This window comes from Allobosea sp. 117 (assembly GCF_000702305.1).
GTDB lineage: Bacteria > Pseudomonadota > Alphaproteobacteria > Rhizobiales > Xanthobacteraceae > Ancylobacter.
Genome location: NZ_JNLC01000010.1, coordinates 732,125 through 753,734, shown reverse-complemented (window position 1 = coordinate 753,734; position 21,610 = coordinate 732,125). Strand labels below are relative to the sequence as shown.

Sequence of the window (21,610 nt, the reverse complement as noted above, 5' to 3'; positions counted from 1 at the left end):
CTTGTCCAACGAAGACGCGGAGCGCCTTCTATCGATGCGCGAGTGCATGGATGCGCTCGCCACCGCCTATCGCGACGCTGCGGAGGGCGCGGCGCTCAACGGCCGTCGTTCCGACATGCTGACGCGGACGGTGCGGCCGGACGCGGTCTATTGCCTAAAGCTCGTGGGCGGAGTGGTGCCGAGCCTCGGCATTGGTTCGCTGCGGCTGAACTCCGACATCCTCACCTTTCCCGAAACCGACGGTAAGCGGCGCAAGGTGAAGGTGCCGGCGGCACCGGGCGAGCGCTGGGTCGGGTTGGTCCTGCTGTTCAGCACGGAGACGGGAGAGCCGTTGGCGATCTTTCCGGACGGCGTGGTCCAGCGCTTCCGGGTCGGGGGCGCAAGCGGCCTCGCGGTTCGGCACCTCGCGCGCGAGGATGCGCGGGTCGCGGCGATCATCGGCACGGGATGGCAGGCGGGCGCGCAGGCGATGGCGGTGGCGGTGGCCCGGCCGCTCGATGAGATCCGCTGCTACAGCCCCAATCCCGAGAGCCGATCCCGCTTCGCGCAGGAAATGACGGCGCAGCTCGGCGTCCGCGTGGTGCCGGCCGCTTCGCCCGAAGCGGCGGTCAAGGGGGCCGACGTGGTACTGTGCGCGACCAACAGCCTGCAGCCGGTGCTGCGCCGGGAATGGCTGGAGCCGGGCATGCATGTCGGCTCGATCCGCGATCGGGAGCTGCCGCCCGAGGTGTTGAAGGCGGTCGATCGGGTCATCATCCATGACCCCGACAACATGGGCAGCGATCACCTGGTGATCGCGAAAGGTGTCGAATATCGGGAAGGCACCAAGGAAATCGTCACCGATCCCGAGCTCGCGGCGCTCGCCCGCGCTCCTTCGCTGGCCGAACTCGTCGCCGGCAAGGTGCCGGGCCGCAGCCGCCCCGACGAGATCACCTGTTTCCTGAACTATCACGGCGTGGGCTACCAGTTCGCGGCGACGGGCGCGGTCCTCTACGCCAAGGCGCGCGCGGCCGGAGCCGGACGTGAGCTGCCCGGCGAGTGGTTCACCGAAACCGTACACCCCTGATCCTGTCAGCAGATGCGCGCGTGTGGTCACGCGCGTCCGACAGCAGTCTCCCCACCGGCACCAGACGAGAGGAGTCTCACCATGCGAAGCCGACTGGCCATTATCGGCGTCGAAGGCTGGGCAGGCCTCGTCCTGCTCTGTCTGGCCATTGTCTACTGGCTGCAGGCTGACGCGCTCCCGCGCAGCGCGCTGGGCGGCTCGATTGGTGCGGATGGCCTACCGAAGCTGCTGGGAGTGGCTCTCGGCTTCATGTCTTGCCTGCTGATCCTCCAGTCGATCCTCGCCAGCCCGAGAATCCGGCAGCAGAAGCGTGACGACCTTCCGAGCCGGACCGAGATTCTCCGGGCTGTCGGCTTCTGGTGCATCGGAGCGGGCTTCGTTCTGGTGCTGCCATGGGCGGGCTATCCGGTCGCGGTGGCGGCAGCGCTCACCACGATCGGCATGTATTACGGGCGCCGCCCCTCCCTGCGTTTGCTGGCCTTCGCCATAGCCGGCGCTGTGATCTTCTACCTCCTCTTCCAGAAGCTGCTCGGCGTGCCGATGCCGCAGGGCATCTGGCCGGATCTCTTCGGTCGCTAGACGCGGCGGCGATACACGCTTTCGGAGCGCAGCATGCAGGACTTTCTCTATGTGCTGGAGGCGATGGTTTCCCCCTCCATCATCTTCGCGGCCTTCGCCGGCTGCCTCTGGGGCATGATGGGCGGCTCGCTGCCAGGCATCAGCACCTCGATCGCGATGGCGCTGCTTCTGCCGTTCACGTTCGATCTCAATCCCTCGACCGCCATGGTGCTGCTGGCCTCGGTCTATGTCGGGGCGGAATATGGCGGATCGATCCCCGCGATCCTGATCCGGACGCCGGCCTCGGGTTCGGCGGCGGCCACCGTGTTCGACGGCTACGAAATGCACCGGCAGGGGCGCAGCGGCGAAGCGCTCGGCCTGTCGCTGGTCGGCGGCACCATTGGAGGGCTGGTCGGGCTCGTCGTTCTGGCCACCGCCACCGAGACCGTCGCCCAGCTTGCGTTGCTGTTCACCCCGCCGGCCTACGCCGCGCTGGGCATTCTCGGCATCAGCGTGGTGGCGTCCGTATCCTCGGGCGCGATGGTCAAGGGCGTCATCGCCGGCATTCTCGGCCTGATGATCGCCACCATCGGCACCGATCCGATTTCCGGCATTGGACGCTTCATCTATGGACAGGCCGACCTGCTGGAGGGCATCAGCATCATCCTGATCATGATGGGCCTTTTCGCACTCAGCGAACAGATGATGCAGGCCGGCCAGCCTGATATGGCCGCCGCTCCCGAGGCGCGACGCTCGACCCGACTTGTGCTGCCGAGCCTAAAGACGCTGTGGCGGCTGCGGGTGCCGCAGGTGATCGCCTGGGTACTCGGCCTCATCGAGGGTCTGACGCCCGGCGGCGGTGGCTCCATCGCTTCCTTCATGTCGTACAACGAGGCCAGACGCTGGTCGAAGGAACCGGAGAAGTTCGGGCATGGCTCGGAGGAAGGCGTCATCGCGCCGGAGACGGCGAACAACGTGGTCGCCTCGACCGCACTGATCCCGACGTTGAGCTTCGGCATCCCCGGCTCGAACTCGACGGCGGTGCTGCTCGGCGCACTGCTGATCCACGGCCTGCAGCCGGGGCCGCTGCTGTTCGCGCGCCACCCGGAGGTCGTTTATGGACTGTTCGGCGGGCTCTTCGTCGCCAATTTCGCGATGCTGGTGCTCGGCGTGATCCTGCTGTCGCCGATTATCTGGCTGGTGAACCAGCCCAAGCCCTATCTGCAGGGCGGCATCTTCATCCTGATCATGTCGGGCGTCTATTCGGTCAACAACAGCACCTTCGACCTCGGTCTGGTGCTTGGCATCGGCGCGCTCGGCTTCATCCTCCGAGCACTCAGCTTCCCCTTGCTGCCGATGGTGCTCGGCGCGGTGCTCGGACCTATGATCGAAGCCAATTACCGGCGCTCGCTGCTGATGGGAGGCGGCGACCCCATCATTTTCCTGCACGATCCGCTGAGTGCAACGCTGCTGGCTCTGGCATTACTGATGTTGGTGACGTCATTTATTCGCGAGACCAGATCAAGCGTCCACTTTTGACCCCTTTGCGGGCATTAGAAGGGCCGCTTCCGAGTAGGTTGATGATGCGAGTCAAGCGTCCGAGAGGGGACCGAGAGCGGACTGGCTGGTCTTGGCTGCCGCTGTGCAGATGGCCGCCGTTCTGCTGCCGACCCCCTAGAGGCCGTTCGATCACGCAAAGGACACTCCCAGGAGCGGACGTTCGATGCTGCTCGAAGGTGAGTGCTAGCGGAGCCCCGTGACGGGGTGCCCTGGCCTTACACGGCCGTGTAGTGTTGCACGTGTAACTGCCGCGTCCTCGGCGGCTGCGTTAAACTGGCAGTAGACCCACCTCGCGATAGCCTTCGATCAGCGCGTCGAACACGGAGACGTCCGAACGGCTGCGGGCCATGAGCTGGGCGCCGGCAACGGCCGCGAATATGGCGCGGGCACGTCGCTCGCACGCGGTTGCTTCCATGTCGGTCGTCACCGACAGAACCTTTGCCAGCCATGCCACATTGATCTCGGCGAAGTTTGACACCTCCTGCTTCACCGGATCCGGCAGGTCGTCGTGCTCGGCGGACATGAAGCTGCACAGGCAGATTCGGTTGCCGTTTTCCAGCGACCGGCGGAACGTGTTCGGATACTCCGCAAGGGCGCGGACGGGATCCGCCCCGCCGTTCCACAGCTCCTCCAGAACGGTCTCCGAGTCTTCCCAATAGCGCTTGGCTACGGCCGCGCCGAGGGCGGCCTTCGTCGGGAAATGGTAGTGGATGCTCGCGCCCTTGATGCCGACCTCGGCCGCGAGCTCCCGGAAGTTCAGGCCGCTGTAGCCATGCGCCTGCGCCGCACGCTTTGCAGCCGTCAGAATGTCTTCTCTCACGTTTGAGCCCATTGCCGACCTTCACTCCATAATTGCCTACCAAGTGACAGATAGACGTTGACGCTCGCCTTGGGAAGGCCTAGAGGTTGCCTATCAAGTGACAGGTAGGGGCGCAGATGACACATCAGATCACACGTTTCGACGCAACGAAGCTGGCGGAGCTCATCCGCACCCGCGAGATATCGCCCGTTGAGGTCATGCAAGCGCACCTCGATCGCATCGAGGCCATCGACCCGACGATCAACGCGATCGTCACGATCGCTGAAGGCTCGCGCGACGCGGCCAAGGCTGCGGAAGCGGCTGTTATGGCCGGCGAGGAACTCGGCCCGCTGCACGGCGTCCCCTTCACCGTGAAGGACTCGATCGACACTGCAGGCGTGCTCACGCAGCGCGGCTCGCCGATCTTCCGAGGACGGACGCCCGATCAGGATGCCACGAGCGTCGCCCGCATGAAGAAGGCCGGCGGCATCCTCCTGGCGAAGACCAACCTGCCCGAGTTCTCCTACTGGATCGAAAGCGACAATCTCCTGTCCGGCCGGTCGAACAACCCGTGGGACGTGACCCGCACACCGGGCGGCTCCAGCGGCGGCGAGTCGGCCGCGATCGCAGCGGGCATGTCCCCGCTTGGCCTAGGCACCGACCTTGCCATCTCCGTGCGCGGCCCGGCCGCGCAGACCGGGATCACCTCTATGAAGGCGACGCATGGCCGCGTGCCCATGACGGGTATCTGGCCACGGGCGCCGCGCCGCTTCTGGCATGTCGGGCCGATGGCGCGTTCGGTGCGCGACGTCGCGTTGGCCTTTTCGCAACTCGCCGGACCGGACGGCCAGGACGCGTTTGCGACCATCTTCGGCCAGTTCGATGCGGATATCGGGCTCAATCCGGAGCGCCCGCTCCGGGTCGGCTGGATGGTCGGTCCCGGCTTCGGTCCCGTCGATCCCGAGGTCGCGGCGACCGTCAAGGCCGCAGCGGAGGCCTTGAAGGACCTTGGCATCCATGTCGAGCACGTGGGAATTCCGGCGCTGGAGCGCGACTTCGCCCTCGACGTGTTCAACCGCCTTCATGTCATGGAAATGAAGCCCGCCTTCCGTGAGGCGACGAGCGGCCACGAAGCAGAGATGTACAAGATGTCGCGGACCATGCTGTCGCTGCCCGACACATCGATGTCCGACTTCATCGACGCCGAGCAGGCGGCCGAGAGGCTGCGCGACGGCTACGCCGACTACTTTGCCCGCTTCGATGCCCTGATCACCCACGTACTGCCGATCCCGGCGCACAAGCACGGGGTCGAGGAGTTCGCCATCGACGGCCAGACGGTGGACGCGACCTACCTGCAGGGTGCGACCGTGCCCCTCAACGTCACCGGACTGCCCGGTCTGGCAATGCGGTTTGGAACGAGCAGGGAAGGGTTGCCGATAAACGTGCAGGTCGTGGGGGCGTGGCAGGCAGAGTCCACGATCCTGCACGTGGCTTCGCTCCTGGAGAGCGTGAGTCCGGTTCAGGGCATTTTCCCGGACCTCTGAACCCTGCGAACGGGCGGCGCCCAGCGCTGGGCGCCGCCGTCGCCATCTGCGAAAGACAGTAAAGCGGATCAGTTAGTGGGCACGTTCTGAACCCGCCAACCCACGAAGGGATGCTCCCGTGAATAGCAGCTCCCGTTGTGCTTCCTGCCAAAGCCTGATTGACCGCTTTCCACCCCAGTGTGGCCGTTGGCACAATCCACACGCACCCATCGAGGAAATGACTTTCCGCGGCTGTTACGGGGCCGTCTCCGGACGGTCCGCTATTGGGTAGCGAATGCCGTGTAGCTGCCCTTCTGCACCCGAACCCATCGCGGCCATTCACGCCTCACTGGGGCCATGGCAGCTTCTCGGCCTGAGCAGCCGGTCGACTTAGCTCGGGATGGCCTGGCGCAGTGTGATGTGGCGCGGGCATCCCAAGGCCGGAGAGGAGCTCTCACGCAGCCGCTGTCACGCCCCAAGCTGAGCTTCAATCGCTGCTTTGTCCACAATCGACCACACTTGGACGATGCGGCCCCGATCGAAACGATAGAAGACATTCTCGTAAAAGATCACGCGGCGACCATTGATCGGCAGGTCAAAGAACCACCTAATTGGCCTGCAATCAAACTTCAAACGGCTGCCGATCTGCGGCGGTTGAACTACCAGCAACTCCGTTTCAAAACGCAGATCGGGGATGTCTCGGACGTTCCGTTCGAGCATGCCCCGGTAACCGGCCAATCCGAGTTTAAGGCCATTGTGGACAACATCGCTGTCGACGAACTCGCCAAGCTTCGTCCAGTCGCGCTCGTTGAGGCAGGCGATATAATCGCTGTAGATGAGGGGCAGTCTGGCTTGGTCCATTGGGCTGTCCTCACATCATTCCTTGCTCTGCGGCCTGATAAACCGTCCTCACGGTCGGCCGGAAACCAAGGCTCCGCGCGAGCGATGCATCGACATGGAGATACCAGGGATTTTGCATTGCCTCGGCTGAGGGTTCCATCTGGTGGCCCACAAGTCCTGCCAGTTCATAGACCGTCGTCGGCGCTTCGTCGGAGATGTTGGCGATGCAGCCATCGAAGCTGCCTGCCAGCGCCATTCTAATCGCCGTTGCAATATCGCGATGGTGTATCATGCTCATCCGATTGGCTGGATGGAAGCCGGCGGCGACCAGATGCTTTGGCAGCATCTCCAGGTGGCCGTCGCCGTCGCCATAAACGAACGGGAACCGTAAGATCGACCAGTTCAAGCCACTCTCGAGCAGCAGTTTCTCGGCTGCGACCTTGCTGGCGGGGTAGGCTTGTTCCGGCTCGACGCTATCTGTCTCCCGGCCGGGCTGGGTGGAGTTCCTGTTATAGACATTCGACGTGCTCGCCATGATGAAGCGAGCGTCAGGTGCATCAGCTTGCACGGCGGCGATCAGATTGCGGGTGCCCTCCAGGTTACTCCTCCAGATCAAATCCGTATCCGGGCTGCGAAAGACGGCGGCTAGGTGCACAATCGCCGAAACACCCCAAACAGCTTCCGACAGCGTCGAAGGGTCGAGAATATCGCCAGTCACGGCCGTTGCGTCCGGGGGGCAGGTTTTCCCTGTCCGCAGCAGCAGCCGGCAATCAAGACCTGCTTCCACCAGCCGCGGAACAAGCCGCTCGCCGACAAGACCTGTCGCTCCAGTTATCAGGATCGTCATTAACTCATGCCTTTCGTGAGAGGGTCTGTAGACGCTCGGTCGCCAATCGAAGGACGCGGATCGTCGTGGCCAGATCAGTCTCGGCGATGCCGTCAAAAGCAGCTTGGTGAATAAACGAGAGGTCTGGGAGTTCGCGCCACAGGGCCTCGCCTGAACTCGTTAGGGTCAGAAGACGCTGGCGCTGGTCTTCTCCGTCCGAGGTCTGCTGGACCAAATCCTTACGGACGAGCGTGGCGATGATCCCGCTTAATGTCGCCCGTTCCAGCTCAAGCGCTCGCCCGAGATCGCGCTGCACCGTCGGACCAGAATTTGCGAGATGCCAGAGAACGTACCACTGCGTCGAACCCAGATCGTATGGTCGCAGTGTCGCGTCCATCAGGGCCCGTCCCGCAAAGTAGCATCGCTTTGTCCATGCTCCGACAGTCAGATGTTCGTCCTGCATACCGCGAAGGCCCTATTAGTTCGTTCGCTACCTTGCAAATATCGCAAGGTAGCGAACGAATGTCAAGGATCGGCTGACACTACAATTTGTTCGCTCGTGGGCTCGCGTAAACCATTGGCTCGGAGCTCGATCTCTGGACGCCCTTCGAAGCCGGAGCATCATCGTTCTGAGCCCACGAATTGCTTCCGTGGTGCTGTCCCCAACGGTGATCTAGAGCTTCTCCGATTTCCGCTCCTACAACCTGAAGGCTATGGTTGTCGGAGCTAAGGAGCCACCGAAGGTCCCCTTCCTGGCGCAAGCTGACGTTGACAGCTCGCTACCTGACGGACCCTATCCACCCCTTAGTGGCCCAGACGGCACGCTGTTCCGCGAGTCAAAGCGGCCATCCGACTACCGCGGATGACCGCCGAGCTTCAGATTTCCGTCCGCTCTGCCAGCAGCAGTGCGGACCGCGATTGCTCGCGTCCGCTCGCCGTGCTCCTCCGCCGCGCATCGTCCGTTTGCCCATTCAGTCGCCGGCCTTCCTGCTTGGCAAAACCCCAGCCATGCGCCAGCCCTGCTCGCGCAAATAGATGATCTGAGCGGTCAGTCCGACGACGAGCGTGACGAAGAGGCTGGCCAGGGCTCCCAGGAGGAGCGGCGACTTCGGATCGGTGACCAGAGGATGGCCATCCGGGACGCGACGAAGCGTTTCGCTGACGCTCGGCACCATCAAAAGAAACGCCGTCAGGGTGAGGAAAATCGTCTCGAAATAGGCGCCGGCGCGGCCGAATTGCGGGAAGTGGCCGATGCTATATCCGGCCAGCAGCAGCAGGATCGTCGCCGCGCCGATGCCGTAGCTAACTGTCTCACGGGCCACCAGAAACACCGTTGTCGCGCCGATCAGCATCGAAACCAAATAAAGGGCGCCGGGCACGGATCGCGGTACGATCCTTCCGTAGCGGGCAAACATGTAGATGGCGAGCGGGATCGCAGGCAGGCTGCCAAGCGTATGCACCCAGCCGAGGGGCGAGATTCCAAACATGAAGGTTGTCCTGCTTTCTGATCTGGCGCGATAGATGATCCCGGTCGACGGGCGTCGCGGGTTGTACGGGCGTGCGCCCGTCCTCGGCTCCGATGGAGCCGCCTAATAGGCGATAGGCGCCTCTGGGCATGTGTCGGCGAGGGGTCTCAAACCTCACCCTCTGCCTCGCCGTGCGCAGGAGGCACCCGCCGGACAAGGGTGATGCTCAGAGCCACGCCGCCAGCGAGGCAGAAGGCGATGCAGAGGATGGCGACGATGAGCGCCTGCGTGATGGCGGCCGGATCGGTTCGCGTACCCAGCACCTCGTAGAAGATCCCACCGATCACGGCGACGCTGAGCGCGGTGCTGACCTGGAGGGTCGAGCTGGCGATGCCGGCGATCATGCCGGAAAAGGCGGGCGCGACCCGGCCTGTCACCATCCGCATCAGGGTCGGCAGGGCGAGGCCCTGCCCGAAACCGATGACGAACAGGAGGGCGGCAAGCGGCATCGGTGGGGGATGCACGCCGCTCAGTGTCGCCGCGATGAGCCCGGCGAGACCCAGGAGCCCGACGACCTCCAGCCCCATGCCGATCGGATTGACATAGGCGCCGCAGAACTGTCGGAGAAAGGGCGTCGACAACGGCCCGAGCAGGAATCCGGCACCAAACGGCAGGAAGACGAGGCCCGCCTGCAGTGCGGTCAAATGCAGCGCGTCCTGCAAATAGATAGAGAACAGCAGGAAAAAGCTGCCGATCGAATAGAACAAAAGCGCGATCAGCAGCGCGCGGCCCAGTCCCGGTGCCCGCAAGGCGCCGGGGTCGAGCAGAGGGGCGCCGCCCGCACCTGCCAGCCGGGTCTCATAACGCCAGAAGAGCCACGCCAGCAGCGGCACCGCGACGAGCGACAGCCAGAACCACACCGGCCATCCGGCTTCGCGCCCCTCGATCAGCGGCACGATCAGCCCGCCGAGCGCCAGCATCGACAGCGCCACGCCGCCGAGATCCAGCCGACGCGCGCCCTGCGCGCGCGTCTCTTTCAACAGAGGAATGCCGAACAGCAGGACGAGCATCGCCACCGGCAGGTTGATCAGGAAGATCGCCCGCCACCCCAGCCTCATAAAATCCAGCGAGATCAGGACGCCGCCCAATGCCTGCCCGACCACCGCGGCCATGCCGAAGACCGCACCATAGATGCTGAGGGCGAGCGGCTTCTCCCTCTCCGGGAAAATCGCCTGCACAGACGCGAGCGCCTGGGGCGCCATCACGGCGGCCGTCACGCCCTGCAAGGCGCGCCCGGCCACCAGCACCCAGGGCGAGCCGGCGAAGCCGCACAGCGTCGAGGCGGCGGCAAAGCCGACCAGGCCAAGGAAGAAAACGCGGCCGCGACCGAACAGATCCCCAAGCCGCCCACCGGTCGTCAGCGTCACGGCATAGAGCGCGGCATAGGAAGAAATGACGAGTTGCTCGGCGGAGGAGGAGACGCCCAATTCCCCGCGGATCGAGGGGAGCGCAACATTGACGATGAAGAAGTCGAGCGGCGGCAGGAACGCGCCGACCAGCAGGATCACGAACATCGTCCAGCGCCGCGGCTCGAGCAGGGCGTCACCGTCCCGCGCAATGACGGCCTTGAGGGCCGCGGCTTCACATGTTGTCGCGCTCATGAGTGTATGTCCGTTCTGGAAACTGAACTTCGCGGCCGCTGATCGGCTCAGGCAGCGTCGAAATCGGTTGCGATGGAGATGTCGCGCCAGGCGGCTATGTCGGCGCGGAAGGAGTCCAGCTTCTGCTCCGCTATCGCGTGGGCGCGCGGCCCGATCGGCAGGTGCAGCGGCGGATGCGCGGCATCGACGGCCTGCAGCATCACGGCGACGGCTTTGGCCGGGTCGCCCGCCTGCCGGCCGTTATTGGTCTGACGGTAACGGCGTCTCGCCGGCACCGTCTCGGCATAGGCGGCGATCTCCCGTGCTGCAGTGATCATCGAGCGGCCGAGAAACTCGGTGCGGAAGGGGCCGGGCTCGACGATGATCACGTGCACACCGAGCGGACGAAGCTCCTGTGCGAGCGCCTCGGATAGGCCTTCGACGGCAAACTTCGTCGCATTGTAGAAGCCGAAGCCCGCGGAGCCGGCGATCCCGGCACCGGAGGAGAGATTGACGATGCGGGCGCCGGCACGTTTGCGCAGCGCCGGCAGCGCGGCGCGGGTCGTCTCGACGAGGCCGAAGACGTTCACCTCGAACATCGGCCGATATTCGTCGGGCTCTGCCTCTTCGATGGCGCCGATGAAGCCGAAGCCGGCATTGTTGACGAGCACGTCGAGCCCGCCGAACGCGCTTTCGGCCAGGGCCACGGCCTTTGCGGCATCGCCGGCGCGGGTGACGTCGAAGGCGATGCTGCGCACCGTCTCGGGATAGCGCTCGCACAGCGAGGCCAAGCTCTCCGCCGAACGGGCGGTGGCGACGAGTCGATCGCCTCGCGCGGCTACGGCCTCGGCAAGCTGCCGGCCCAGGCCCGACGAGCATCCCGTGATCAGCCAGGTTTTCATCACATTCTCCTTCATCGGGGCGGGGCGCCGCGGAAACCGACGCCATCAACAACCGGTGCGCGCGCCGCCTTGGATGTGGCGAATGTAGGTGGTTGGATTTGTTCGATAACTGACAGTATCGTACGGTCTCTGTTCATTTCTGTGGGTGTGGCGATGGAATGGAGCGACGTCCGGATTTTTCTGGCCATAGCCCGCACCGGCACTCTGGGCGCTGCCGCCCGCGCGCTTCATCTGAGTCATCCCACGGTCGGACGCCGCCTTCGTGCACTCGAGCAGGCCACGGGCCAGACGCTGTTCCAGAGGACGGCCGACGGTTTCGTTCCGACGGAAGAAGGCAACGCCGTCATCGCTCTGGCCGAGCAGATGGAGGAAGGCGCTCTGGCCATCGAGCGGCGGCTCGCTGGACAGGAGCAAGCCCTTCAGGGCACCTTGCGCATATCCTCAGCCGATTGGTTCGGCGCCTATGTCCTGCCGCCGATCATCGACGATTATGCGAAGGCCTATCCGCACGTTGATCTGGAGATTCTCACCGGCACCCGCCTGTTCAGCCTCGCGCAGCGGGAGGCCGATATCGCTTTCCGGATCGTGCCATTCGACAACCCCGACGTCGTGCAGCGACGGCTAGTCCACCTACCCTACGGCGTCTACGTCGCGGCGGGCTCACCCGAGCCGGTGTATGGTGATGGCGCCGGCTTCCGGCTCATCACCCACGACACGTCGACCGGCCAATTCCCGGATATTGCGTGGCTCGCGGAGAGCTTTCCGAACGCGAAGCCGCTCCTCCGATCCAACAATCGCAACGTGCAGGGGCGGATGTCCCGCCAGGGCATTGGCATCGCCGTGCTGCCGCAAGTGGTCGGCAGCCAAATAGCAGGCCTCCGCCAGCTCAACTTGCCAGTAGAGCCGCCCTCACGCGATATCTGGATGGGCTATCACCGGGACATCCGGCGCCTTCAGCGGCTGCGGGCCTTCATAACCGTCGTGACCGACCATATTACGAAGACACCACTTCAACTGTGAACGCTGCAGCCGGCAACTTAATTGTTAGCGCCAGAATTGGAAGCTCGTTGTGGCGAGGACGAATGGACGGTTGGGGCCGGAAGCAGACTTTCCGCTATTGGGAACTTCAAATGAGAAGCAGACATATCGCCGATGAATGCCCGAGGCCGGAACTGACCCATCGCTTCCGTTGGGAAGGTCTGCTTGTCGGCAACAGCGTTCTTGTCTGCTTGAGGCTTGAAGATCGCCGAATCTTGGGGGCGAACGCCACTTTAGCCAAGAGAACGGCTCGTACGATGCCACTCCGACGCTGCCGGAGATGGCGACGGCGCCTCCCGTCCCGGTGACCGCAAGGCTGCGCCATGCATCTCGTAGTAGTGGCGACCGTTGTCGAAGTCCTCCTTGAGCCGGCGACCCACCGCGAAGCGATCATCGTCCGTGACCGTCGAGCGCGTCCGGCGCCGTGCCCAAGCTGTTCCTGCCCTCGCCCGAGGCGGTGCTGGCCCGGCTCTGGCGCATAGCGACCGAAGGCTTCGTCGACGCCACCCTCGCCCAGCATCTCGGCGCCAGCCTGCTGCGCGTCTTCCTCGCTTTGATCGCCGCCATCGCCATCGGCGTCCCGGCGGGGCTCGCCATCGGCCTCTCGACGGTGGGACGCGGCATCCTCGACCCCATCGTCGAGTTCCTGCGGCCGATCCCGCCGCTCGCCTATCTGCCGCTCGTCATCATCTGGGCCGGCATCGGCGAGACCGCCAAGGTGCTGGTGATCGGCCTCGCCATGCTGCCGCCGATCATCATCGCCACCGCCGCCGGGGCGCGGAACGTCGAGCCGAACCGCCTCAACGTCGCCCGCGCGCTGGGCGCCACCCCCGCGCAGGTGCTGCGCCTCGTGGTGCTGCCCTCCACCCTGCCCTCGATCCTCACCGGCACGCGCATCGCGCTTGGCGCCGGCTGGTCGACACTGGTCGCCGCCGAGCTGGTGGCGGCGACGCGCGGCGTCGGCTTCATGATCCAGTCGGCGGCCAACTTCCTCGCCACCGACGTGGTGGTCGCCGGCATCCTCGTCATCGCCGGCGTCGCCTTCGCGCTCGAATGCGGCGTGCGCCTCGTCGAGCGCCTCTTCGTCGGATGGGCCGAGCGTAGCTAGGGCGCGACCGGTCGATCAGGGCAGGTACATGCCACCGCTCACATGCAGCGTCTGGCCAGTGATGAAGTCGCCGCTCGGCAAAGCGAGGACGCGCACGATCTCCGCCACGTTGCGCGGCGTGCCCTCGTGGCCGACCGGCAGGTAGCCCCCGCCGGGGAAAGCGCCGCCTGCGCCGGAGGTCGCCGAGCGTGCGCCGCCGATCTTGCCCGGCACCACGAGATTGGCGGTGATGCCCTGCTCGCCGAACTCGATGGCCAGCGCCTTGGTGAAGCCGACCAGCGCCGCCTTGGCGGTGGCGACGTGCACCCGGTGCGAGACCCCGGCATGGGCGGCGACGCCGCCGATGGAGATGATCCGGCCGAAGCCGCCCCTCACCATGTGCGGCACGGCCGTCTGGCTGAGGAAAAACGCGCCCTCGACGATTACCGAATAGACCGCCCGGAAGGTGGCGATGTCGAGCTCGGCGAAGGAGCGCTCGCCGCGCACGGCGGCGTTGTTGACGAGGATATCGAACCGGCCGGTCTCGCCGACGATGGTCTCGACCAGGCGACGGGCTTCCGCCTCCACCGTGATGTCGGCGAGCAGCGCCGTGGCGGTGCCGCCCTCGGCGCGGATCTCGCCGGCCACCGCCTCGATCTCGTCGCGCGAGGACCGGGCGTGGACGACGACATGGGCGCCCTCGCGCGCCAGCAGCAGCGCGCTCTCGCGGCCGATGCGGCGGGCGGAGCCGGTGACGAGGGCGACCTTGCCGGAGAGCGGCCAGTTGGAGCTTGTCATGCTGTGTCTCTCGAGGGTCAGAGGCGGAACTGGATGGTGCCGTCACGGCGCACCTGCTCGACGAGGTCGAGCTCCCATTGCAGATATTCGCGCATCGCGTCCTCGCGCTTGTCGCGGCGCTCGAACGCCTTGAGCAGCACGTCGTCGGTGGCCGAGGCGAGGTTCTCCTTGCCGGCTTCGACCGGCCGCCCGGCGCCACGCCAGGCGGCGGTGCCGCCGGCGAGGGTTTTCACCGGTCGGCCGGTCGCTTCCGCCAGCTCGGCAGCGGCGAGGAGGGCGATGATGCCGTCGGACGAGGTGAGCACATAGAGGGGCGCGGCCGGGAGCTTCGACGCATCCTCAGCCAGCCGGCCGCGTATGGCGAACCAGGCGCCGGGGATGTGCCCGGCGCGGTATTCGCGGCTGGTGGCGACGTCGACCACGACCGCCTCATGGCGCTCGATCAGGCCGGCGAGCTCGGCCGGGCTGACGCTCTCCGCCGACACCGCGTCGAGGCCGATGACCGTCTCCAGAGCTTCGCCGGTCTCCAGCTTGGCGGGTACGTTCTCGTCGACCACGCCGACATGGTCGAAGCCCATGCGCCGCAGCCACGCGGCGGTGGTGTGCGCCCGTACGCCGTCGCTGTCGGCCAGCACGATGCGCGCGTCGCGCACCGCAATGAAGGTGTCGGTCGCCTGCACCAGTTGGCCGCCCGGCGCGGAGCGGAAGCCGGCGCGGTGGCCGGCGCGATATTCGACCGGGTCGCGCACGTCGAAGCGGTAGAGCGTGGTCTGGTCCTGCTCGGCCTCGTAGCGGGCGAGCGTCGCCGCGTCGATGGTCGGCGCGCCGAAGCGCTCCGCCAGCCGGCCGGCCGCTTGCCGCGCCCAGTCATGCGCAGGCGGGGAGGGCAGCGGCGCCACGCGGGTCGCGCCGCGCTGCACGTCGAGGCCGGCGAGGTGCCAACCCTGCGTGCCGTTCTTCAGCGACACCACCTTGTTGGGCAGGCCGGCATCTATGAGGATCTGCGCCCCGATGATCGAGCGCGTGCGCCCGCCGCAATTTACCACGACGAGAGTGTCCTCGTCCGGTACGCTCTCACGCGCGCGCAGTACCAGTTCCCCGCTCGGGCAGTCGATCGAGCCGGGAATGGTGATCCAGTTGTACTCGTCGAAGGGCCGGCTATCGAGCAGCACGATCTTCTCGCCGTTGGCGCGGCGCGCCTCCAGCTCATGCGCGTCGATATGCGGCGTGTGTTGGGTCACCTCGACCACCTCGGCGAAGGCCTTGCTCGGCACATAGACGCCGGCAAAGAGTTCGAAGCCGGCCACCGCCCAGGCCGGCACGCCGCCACCGAGGATGGAGATGTCACCATAGCCGGCGGCGGCGAGGACCTTGCCTGCCCGCGCGGCGAGGCGTTCATCGTCATCGACGAGAACGATGGGGGTCGCCTTGCGCGGCACCAGCTCCGGCACGATGCGCTCCAGCCGGCTGGTCGGGGCGTTGGAGGCCGCCAATATGTGGCGCGCGGCGAACACGCCCTCCTCGCGGACGTCGAGAAGGGCGATCTCGCCGCCCTCGCGCAGTCGCTCGCGCAGGGCCGCCGCGCCGATGCGCGCAAATTCGGTGCTCATGTCTGAAACCCGTAAGAGAAGGCGACCCTCCGCGCCGGGCGGAGGGCCGGTGCCGCGTCACTGGCGGTTGAACACCGCGTCGAACTGCTCGAGGAACTTCTGCGAGGCGTCGCCGCCGATGTCCTGGTCCGCCACAATGATCTTCAGGTCGGAGAGCTTCGGCAGACCGGCCGGGATCTTCGCGTCCGGATGGGTCGGGATGTAGGAGCCGGCGTTCGCCACGATCTCCTGGCCCTCGGGGCTGGTCAGCACCTCGATCAGCAGCTTGGCGGCGGCGGGGTTCGGGCCGCCCTTGAAGATGGCGAGGTAGTTCTCGTTGGTGACCACGCCCTCGTCGAGGATGTAGGCCTCGATGCTCTGGCCGCGCTCGCGGGCGGTGATGACGTTCTGCGAGGAGATCAGCGGCGAGAGGTCACGCTCGCCAGCCACCAAGAGGCGCACCGATTCCGCATTGCCGCGGGTCAGCAGGAAGTCTTGGCTCGCGAAGCCCTTAATGGTGTCCCAGGTGATGATCTTGTGCGCCAGCAGCGTCTGGAACCAGGTGAGCTGGGAGGCCGCCGTGCGCGGATCGGAGAAGACGATCTTGCCCTTCCACTTCGGGTCGAGGAAGTCGGCGATCTTCTTCGGCAGCACCGACGGATCCGGAAAGACCTTCGGATTGTAGGCGGCCGAGAGCAGCGTCGCCGCGGTGGCGATGTAGTTGCCCTCCGGGTCCTTGTAGTTGCCGCCGATCTGGTCGAAGTCGCGCACTTTGTAGGGGACGAGGTAGCCGCGCTTCTTCCAGTCGTCGAGGATGAAGCGTTGGCTGATGAAGACCACGTCCGCATTGGTACGGCCCGCCGCCTTCTCCGCCTCGATGGTGGGGATGAGGTCGAGCGTCTGCTTCTGAACGATGTTGAGCTTCACGTCCGGGAAGGTCTTGCGCCAGAACTCCAGCACCGCCGTGCTCGTCTCCTGACGGTAGGAGGTATAGAACACCACCTGCCCTTCCTTCTTCGCCGCCTCGTAGAGGCTGGCGAAACGCTCGGGCAGCGTGTCGGCGCGGGCGGGGACGAGCGGCGCAGCGACGCCGACGATCAGGGTAAGGGTCGCAGCGCCCTTCAAAAGGCTGCGCTTGTCGATGAGCATGTGAAATCTCCGCAAAATATCGCTTGGTTGATCAGGCTGCCGCCGGTGCGGCGTCGCTGTGCGTCGCGCCCTCGGTTGCCCTGTGATGCTTGTGATGACGCCCGGGACGCTTGAGGCCAAGATGCTCGCGCAGGGTCCGGCCTTCGTACTCTGTGCGGAACAGCCCGCGCCGGCGCAGCTCGGGGATGACCAGCTCGATGAAGTCGATCAGTCCGCCCGGCAGATAGGGCGGCATGACGTTGAAGCCGTCGGCACCCTCGTTGAGGAAGCGCTCCTCCATGACGTCGGCGATCTGCTCGGGCGTGCCGACCACCTGCCAATGGCCGCGTGCTCCAGCGACGCGCAGGCCAAGCTGGAGGATCGACAGGCCCTCGCGCTCGGCGAGCTCCAGCAGCAGCGCCTGCCGGCTCTGCGCCGCATTGGTGAGCGGGATGTCCTTCGGCAGCGGCCCGTCGAACGAGAGATGGCGCAGAGGGATGCCGAGCCGGTGCTCCAGGATCGACAGCGCCACATCCGGGTGGATGAGGTTCTGCAACTCGTCGAACTTGGCCCTGGCCTCCGCCTCGGTGCGGCCGACCACGGGGAAAATGCCGGGCATGATCTTCACATCGTCCGGCGAGCGGCCATGGGCGACGGCGCGGGCCTTCACGTCGCGGTAGAAGGCCTGCGCGAGGGGCAGCGTCTGCTGGGCGGTGAACACCACCTCGGCCGAGGCGCCGGCGAGTTCCTTGCCGGCGTCGGACGAGCCGGCTTGCACCAGCACCGGCCAGCCCTGCGGCGAGCGCGGGATGTTGAGCGGCCCACGCACGCCGAAGAACTCGCCGCGATGGTCGAGGCGATAGGCCTTCTCGGGATCGAAGAAGACGCCGCTCTCCTTGTCGCGGATGAAGGCGTCGTCCTCCCACGAATCCCACAGCCCCTGCGCCACGGCGAGGAATTCGGTGGCGCGGCGGTAGCGCTCGTCATGGTCGAGCAGCCGGTCGCGGCCGAAATTCTGCGCCTCCGCCTCGTTGGCGGAGGTGACGAGGTTCCATGCCGCGCGCCCGCCGCTGATGTGGTCGATGGAGGCGAATTTGCGTGCGAGCACATAGGGCTCGTTGTAGGTGGTCGACGCGGTAGCGACGAGGCCGATGCGCTCGGTCACTGCCGCCAGCGCGCTAAGCAGGGTCAGCGGTTCGAACTGCGCGACATAGTGGGTCGAGAAGCGCGCTAGCGCTCCCCAGTCCTCGCCCCGTGCACCGGCGCTGTCGGCGAGGAACAGCATGTCGAACTTGGCCGCCTCGGCTGCCTGGGCGATTTGCGCATAATGCCTGAAGTTGACGCCGGCATCGGCCTGCGCGGCCGGATGGCGCCAGGCGGCCGCATGGTGGCCCGTGGGGTAGAGGAAGGCGCCGAGTGCCATCTGCCTGCGTTGCGAAGTCATCTTATTCTTCCTTGAAATCCTGGCTGTTCAGGCGGCCGTCAGTTCCGGCGTGGTCGCCCAGGTGGGCTGCGCGGCGGCCTCGCGGCCAGCGATCTGGCCGGTGACGAAGCACTCCGCGAGATTGCCGGCGCCGAGATACAGGAAGCCCCAGATGGAGCCGATCTCGCCGGCCTCGTAGAGGCGCGGGATCGGCGCGCCATGGGCGTTGATCACCCGCTGCTGCGCATCATGCGCCGGGCCGCCCTGGGTGTTGCTGACCACCGGCCAGAGCTCGCCAACATAGAAGGGCGGGTTCTTCACCGGGAAGAGCGAGCCGGACGGACGATTATGGTCGCCGTCCTGCCCGGCCTCGACCGCTGCGTTCCAGCGATCGAGGCTCTGCGCCACGGCGGCCAGATCGGCACCGATGAGGCTCGCCAGTTCCTCGACGCTGTTGGCGCGCTTCAGGATGCCGTTGCCGACCTCCTTGAGGTTGTCGCTGCTCCACTCATAAGGCTCGACCGAACGGTCGTTCAGCACGGTCTGGCCGAGCGGGTAGAGCTTGCGCCCCTCCTCGTCGACCACGAGGAAGGCCGGGATGCGTGGGAAGCGCTGCGACTGCGCGTCGTACTGGTCGAGCGGCCGGTGGCCGGTGTCTTGGATGTAGGGCTGGTACTCGTTCATGAAGCGCCGGCCCTGGCGATCGAGCACGATCCAGGACATGCGCACGTCGGGCTCCTGCAGCTGCGGCGTCCAGTCAGGCAGCTTCTTGACGCGCAGGCCATAGGGATAGGCCGGGTCGGTGTGGCGGAAGCCATAGGAGCCGTGGAAGTGCCACATGTGCCAGAGGTCGGCGCCGGCGGCCTGCGCCATGCGGATGCCGTCGCCGGTATTTCCGCGCGTAGCCACCGGCAATACCGGGCGGATCTGCCAGTATTTGCGCTGCAGCTCGGGCGCGGCCTCGAAGCCGCCAGAGGCGAGGATGACGCCGCGCCGGGCGGCGACGCGTGTCAGCCTGCCCTCGTGCCGCAGCTCGGCGCCGAGCACGGCGCCGCCCTCGCCGAGGACCAACCTTTCGGCCGCCGTGTTTAGCCGCACCTCGATGCCGCGGGCGCGGATATTGTCGTGCACCAGCTTGAACACGTTCGGCCCGCGCAACCGGCCGCGCACATGCGGATATTCCGCGCGCGGATCGAAGCCGGGGATGAAGAGCACCTCCACCGTGCCGAAGGCGTCATGGCCAGAGAAGGGATAGTTGGCGACGCGCCGGTGCACGGCGATCTCGGCGCCGTTCGCCGTCGCGAGGTTGCGAAAATAAGGCTCCAGCTCCGCCATGCCGGACGCGACCGCTTCGAGCACGTCTTCCGGCACGTCGGGGCCGACCGCCTCGCGCAGATAGGCGCGCGCGCCCTCCGGCTCGACGATGGTGCGGATGCCGCCGCCGGCGCAGATCGAGATGCCGCCGGGATCGGGCTGCTTCTCGATCAGCAGCACGCGCGCGCCGGCATCGTGCGCGGCGATGGCGGAGGCGCCTCCGGCGAAGCCGAAGCCGATGACGAGGACGTCCCAGACCTCGTCGAAACGGTCGGGCGGAAGGGTGTGAACGGTCATGGGAACGGTTCCAGCTAGCTGACGGCCGCCGTCTTCTTGGCAGTGAACAGGCGGATGAGGCCGAGCATGGAGAGACTGACGACGACGATGACCACCGCCAGCGCGGCGGCGAGCTCGACCGCGCCGTCCTCGATGAACTGCAGCACCACGGTCGGCATCACCTGCGTGTCCGACTGGGCGAGGATCGCCGACATGGAGAGCTCGCGCAGGCTCAGCGAGAAGACGAGCACCCAAGCGATGCCCACCGCCCCGCGCACCAGCGGGAAGGTGACGTCCTTGATCGAGCGCAGCCAGCCGGCGCCGGAGATGCGCGCGGCTTCCTCGAGGTCGGTCGAGAGCTGCTGGATGCCGTTCCTCACCAGCACGAAGGCGATGGGCAGCAGCTTGCCGGCATAGGCGATGAGGATGAGCGTGAGCGTGCCGTAGAACAGGTCGACATAGCCCATCAGGATCCCCACCGCGTAGGCAATGGAGGGAAAGCCGTAGGCGATCATCACGAGGAAGCCGATCAGCTCGCGGCCGAAAAAGCGGAACCGCTCCACCACCCAGCCCAGCACGAGGCCAAGCGTGGCGCAGACGGTGGCGGTCGCCAGCGCCAGCAAGAGGCTGTGCAGGATCGAGGCGCGGGCGGCGAAGTTCTCGTCGAAGATCAGCGCGTAGTGCTTGCCGACGAGGTTATCGAGCCGGATGTCGGCGCCGAAGGAGGACAGCACCGAGAGCAGCAGCAGCGCGCCGACCGGCAGCACGGCGGTGACGAGCGCGACGATCAGGCAGAAGCCGCCCGCCACCCAACGCCAGCGCCCGAGCGCGAGGATCTGCCCCGGCGTCGCCTTGCCGGTGAGGGTGCGGAAGTTCTCCGCCCGGATCGCGTATTTCTGGATCAGCAGGCTGATTGCCGTGAAGATCATGATCGGCATGGCGACCGCCGCCGCGTAGTTGAACTGCGGCGGGAACTTCAAAAGGTCGTAGATCTTCGTGGTGATGACCGAGAAATTGGCCATGGTGCCGATGGCCGACGGCGCGCCGAAGGAGGAGAGCGCGTCGAGCATCACTAGGATCACCGCGGAGAGGATCGCCGGGCGCACCAGCGGCAGGGTGATGGTGAGGGTGGTGCGCAGCCGGCCGGCGCCGAGGATGCGCGCAGCCTGCTCATGGCTGGCGTCGACATTGTTCAGCGCCGCGTTCACCGCGAAGAACACCAGCGGGTAGACGCCGACGATCTCGATGAAGACGAGGCCGCCGAAGCTCATGATGTTGAACGGCGCCTTCTCGAAGCCGAACAGCTCGATAGCCAGCTTGTTGAGGTAGCCGGAGTTCGGCGCGGCGAGAAAGATCCACGAAATCACCGAGATGAAGGTCGGGATCACGAAGGAGACGCCGGCGGCGAGGGTGACGAGCGTTTTCCCCGGGGCGTCGGTGCGTGCGACGATCCAAGCCAGCGGGATACCGAGGGCGCAGCTTCCGAGCGTCACGAACAGCACCAGCCAGCCGGAATTGACCGTCGCCTGCCACATGCCGCGGCGAGCGAAGGCTTTTTCGAAGGTCTCGAAGGTCAGGTTCCCCTGCGCATCGACGAGGCTGTAGCCGGTCAGCAGCACCAGCGGATAGGCGATCAGCGCCAGCAGCACCGCGATCGACAGGCCGATGACGAGGAAGCGCACGGGCTGCAGCGCGGCCAGTCGGCGTAGCAGCGAGTCGACGAAGCCGGTCCCTCGGGACGCGGCGAGGTGGTCGGGGGCTGCGATCTCGCTCATGA

At 66.1% G+C, this 21,610-nt stretch carries 18 protein-coding genes and 1 pseudogene; 6 read left to right on the top strand and 13 right to left on the bottom strand.

Annotated features, from left to right (window positions below; translation table 11 throughout):
• Nucleotides 1–46 precede the first annotated feature (46 nt).
• From U742_RS0105590 to U742_RS0105580, 3 genes are all read left to right on the top strand, one after another.
• Nucleotides 47–1,066 carry an ornithine cyclodeaminase family protein gene (locus U742_RS0105590; RefSeq protein WP_197028179.1) on the top strand — a complete coding sequence of 340 codons (1,020 nt, stop codon included), beginning with the start codon at nucleotides 47–49 and terminating at the stop codon, nucleotides 1,064–1,066.
• Between the two features lie 81 nt (nucleotides 1,067–1,147).
• Nucleotides 1,148–1,645, top strand: coding sequence for a tripartite tricarboxylate transporter TctB family protein (locus U742_RS22450; protein ID WP_029350871.1), 498 nt, complete (start codon nucleotides 1,148–1,150; stop codon nucleotides 1,643–1,645).
• Between the two features lie 33 nt (nucleotides 1,646–1,678).
• A complete protein-coding gene (locus U742_RS0105580) occupies nucleotides 1,679–3,163 on the top strand; it encodes a tripartite tricarboxylate transporter permease (protein WP_029350869.1) in 1,485 nt (494 codons plus the stop codon).
• Between the two features lie 289 nt (nucleotides 3,164–3,452).
• On the opposite strand, the gene U742_RS0105575 is transcribed toward U742_RS0105580, so the two are convergent.
• Nucleotides 3,453–4,016: a TetR/AcrR family transcriptional regulator gene (locus U742_RS0105575; protein ID WP_029350867.1), complete on the bottom strand. Its 564-nt coding sequence runs from the start codon at nucleotides 4,014–4,016 to the stop codon at nucleotides 3,453–3,455.
• Between the two features lie 104 nt (nucleotides 4,017–4,120).
• Between U742_RS0105575 and U742_RS0105570 the strand changes: the two genes are divergently transcribed.
• Nucleotides 4,121–5,527: an amidase gene (locus U742_RS0105570; RefSeq protein ID WP_029350865.1), complete on the top strand. Its 1,407-nt coding sequence runs from the start codon at nucleotides 4,121–4,123 to the stop codon at nucleotides 5,525–5,527.
• A 447-nt stretch (nucleotides 5,528–5,974) separates the two neighbouring features.
• Here the strand turns inward: U742_RS0105570 and U742_RS0105565 are convergent, their stop codons facing one another.
• The 6 genes from U742_RS0105565 to U742_RS0105540 form a co-directional block, all read right to left on the bottom strand.
• Nucleotides 5,975–6,367: an ester cyclase gene (locus tag U742_RS0105565; protein WP_029350863.1), complete on the bottom strand. Its 393-nt coding sequence runs from the start codon at nucleotides 6,365–6,367 to the stop codon at nucleotides 5,975–5,977.
• A gap of 10 nt (nucleotides 6,368–6,377) precedes the next feature.
• On the bottom strand, nucleotides 6,378–7,193 hold the full coding sequence (locus U742_RS0105560) for an NAD-dependent epimerase/dehydratase family protein (protein ID WP_029350862.1): 816 nt from the start codon (nucleotides 7,191–7,193) through the stop codon (nucleotides 6,378–6,380).
• A 4-nt stretch (nucleotides 7,194–7,197) separates the two neighbouring features.
• Nucleotides 7,198–7,569 carry a MarR family winged helix-turn-helix transcriptional regulator gene (locus U742_RS0105555; protein WP_197028178.1) on the bottom strand — a complete coding sequence of 124 codons (372 nt, stop codon included), beginning with the start codon at nucleotides 7,567–7,569 and terminating at the stop codon, nucleotides 7,198–7,200.
• Between the two features lie 574 nt (nucleotides 7,570–8,143).
• Nucleotides 8,144–8,659, bottom strand: coding sequence for a hypothetical protein (locus U742_RS0105550; RefSeq protein WP_029350858.1), 516 nt, complete (start codon nucleotides 8,657–8,659; stop codon nucleotides 8,144–8,146).
• Between the two features lie 146 nt (nucleotides 8,660–8,805).
• On the bottom strand, nucleotides 8,806–10,299 hold the full coding sequence (locus tag U742_RS0105545; RefSeq protein ID WP_197028177.1) for an MFS transporter: 1,494 nt from the start codon (nucleotides 10,297–10,299) through the stop codon (nucleotides 8,806–8,808).
• A gap of 47 nt (nucleotides 10,300–10,346) precedes the next feature.
• Nucleotides 10,347–11,180: an oxidoreductase gene (locus tag U742_RS0105540; RefSeq protein WP_029350853.1), complete on the bottom strand. Its 834-nt coding sequence runs from the start codon at nucleotides 11,178–11,180 to the stop codon at nucleotides 10,347–10,349.
• Between the two features lie 153 nt (nucleotides 11,181–11,333).
• Between U742_RS0105540 and U742_RS0105535 the strand changes: the two genes are divergently transcribed.
• Together U742_RS0105535 and U742_RS0105530 are read left to right on the top strand one after the other, a co-directional pair.
• A complete protein-coding gene (locus tag U742_RS0105535) occupies nucleotides 11,334–12,200 on the top strand; it encodes a LysR family transcriptional regulator (protein WP_029350850.1) in 867 nt (288 codons plus the stop codon).
• A gap of 451 nt (nucleotides 12,201–12,651) precedes the next feature.
• Nucleotides 12,652–13,326, top strand: a pseudogene (locus U742_RS0105530) (ABC transporter permease subunit); the annotation flags it as partial.
• A 15-nt stretch (nucleotides 13,327–13,341) separates the two neighbouring features.
• Here the strand turns inward: U742_RS0105530 and U742_RS0105525 are convergent.
• The 6 genes from U742_RS0105525 to U742_RS0105500 are packed head-to-tail and all read right to left on the bottom strand — an operon-like array spanning nucleotide 13,342 to nucleotide 21,608.
• On the bottom strand, nucleotides 13,342–14,103 hold the full coding sequence (locus U742_RS0105525; protein WP_029350846.1) for an SDR family NAD(P)-dependent oxidoreductase: 762 nt from the start codon (nucleotides 14,101–14,103) through the stop codon (nucleotides 13,342–13,344).
• 17 nt (nucleotides 14,104–14,120) lie between these two features.
• Nucleotides 14,121–15,713: a rhodanese-like domain-containing protein gene (locus U742_RS0105520; RefSeq protein WP_029350844.1), complete on the bottom strand. Its 1,593-nt coding sequence runs from the start codon at nucleotides 15,711–15,713 to the stop codon at nucleotides 14,121–14,123.
• A gap of 57 nt (nucleotides 15,714–15,770) precedes the next feature.
• Nucleotides 15,771–16,841, bottom strand: coding sequence for an ABC transporter substrate-binding protein (locus U742_RS0105515; protein ID WP_029350843.1), 1,071 nt, complete (start codon nucleotides 16,839–16,841; stop codon nucleotides 15,771–15,773).
• A 31-nt stretch (nucleotides 16,842–16,872) separates the two neighbouring features.
• Entirely contained in the window at nucleotides 16,873–18,264 is a 1,392-nt protein-coding gene (locus U742_RS0105510) for an LLM class flavin-dependent oxidoreductase (RefSeq protein WP_029350842.1), read from the bottom strand.
• A 27-nt stretch (nucleotides 18,265–18,291) separates the two neighbouring features.
• Nucleotides 18,292–19,854: an FAD-dependent oxidoreductase gene (locus U742_RS0105505; RefSeq protein ID WP_029350840.1), complete on the bottom strand. Its 1,563-nt coding sequence runs from the start codon at nucleotides 19,852–19,854 to the stop codon at nucleotides 18,292–18,294.
• Nucleotides 19,855–19,868: 14 nt separating this feature from the next.
• On the bottom strand, nucleotides 19,869–21,608 hold the full coding sequence (locus U742_RS0105500) for an ABC transporter permease (RefSeq protein WP_051660878.1): 1,740 nt from the start codon (nucleotides 21,606–21,608) through the stop codon (nucleotides 19,869–19,871).
• Between the last annotated feature and the right edge of the window lie 2 nt (nucleotides 21,609–21,610).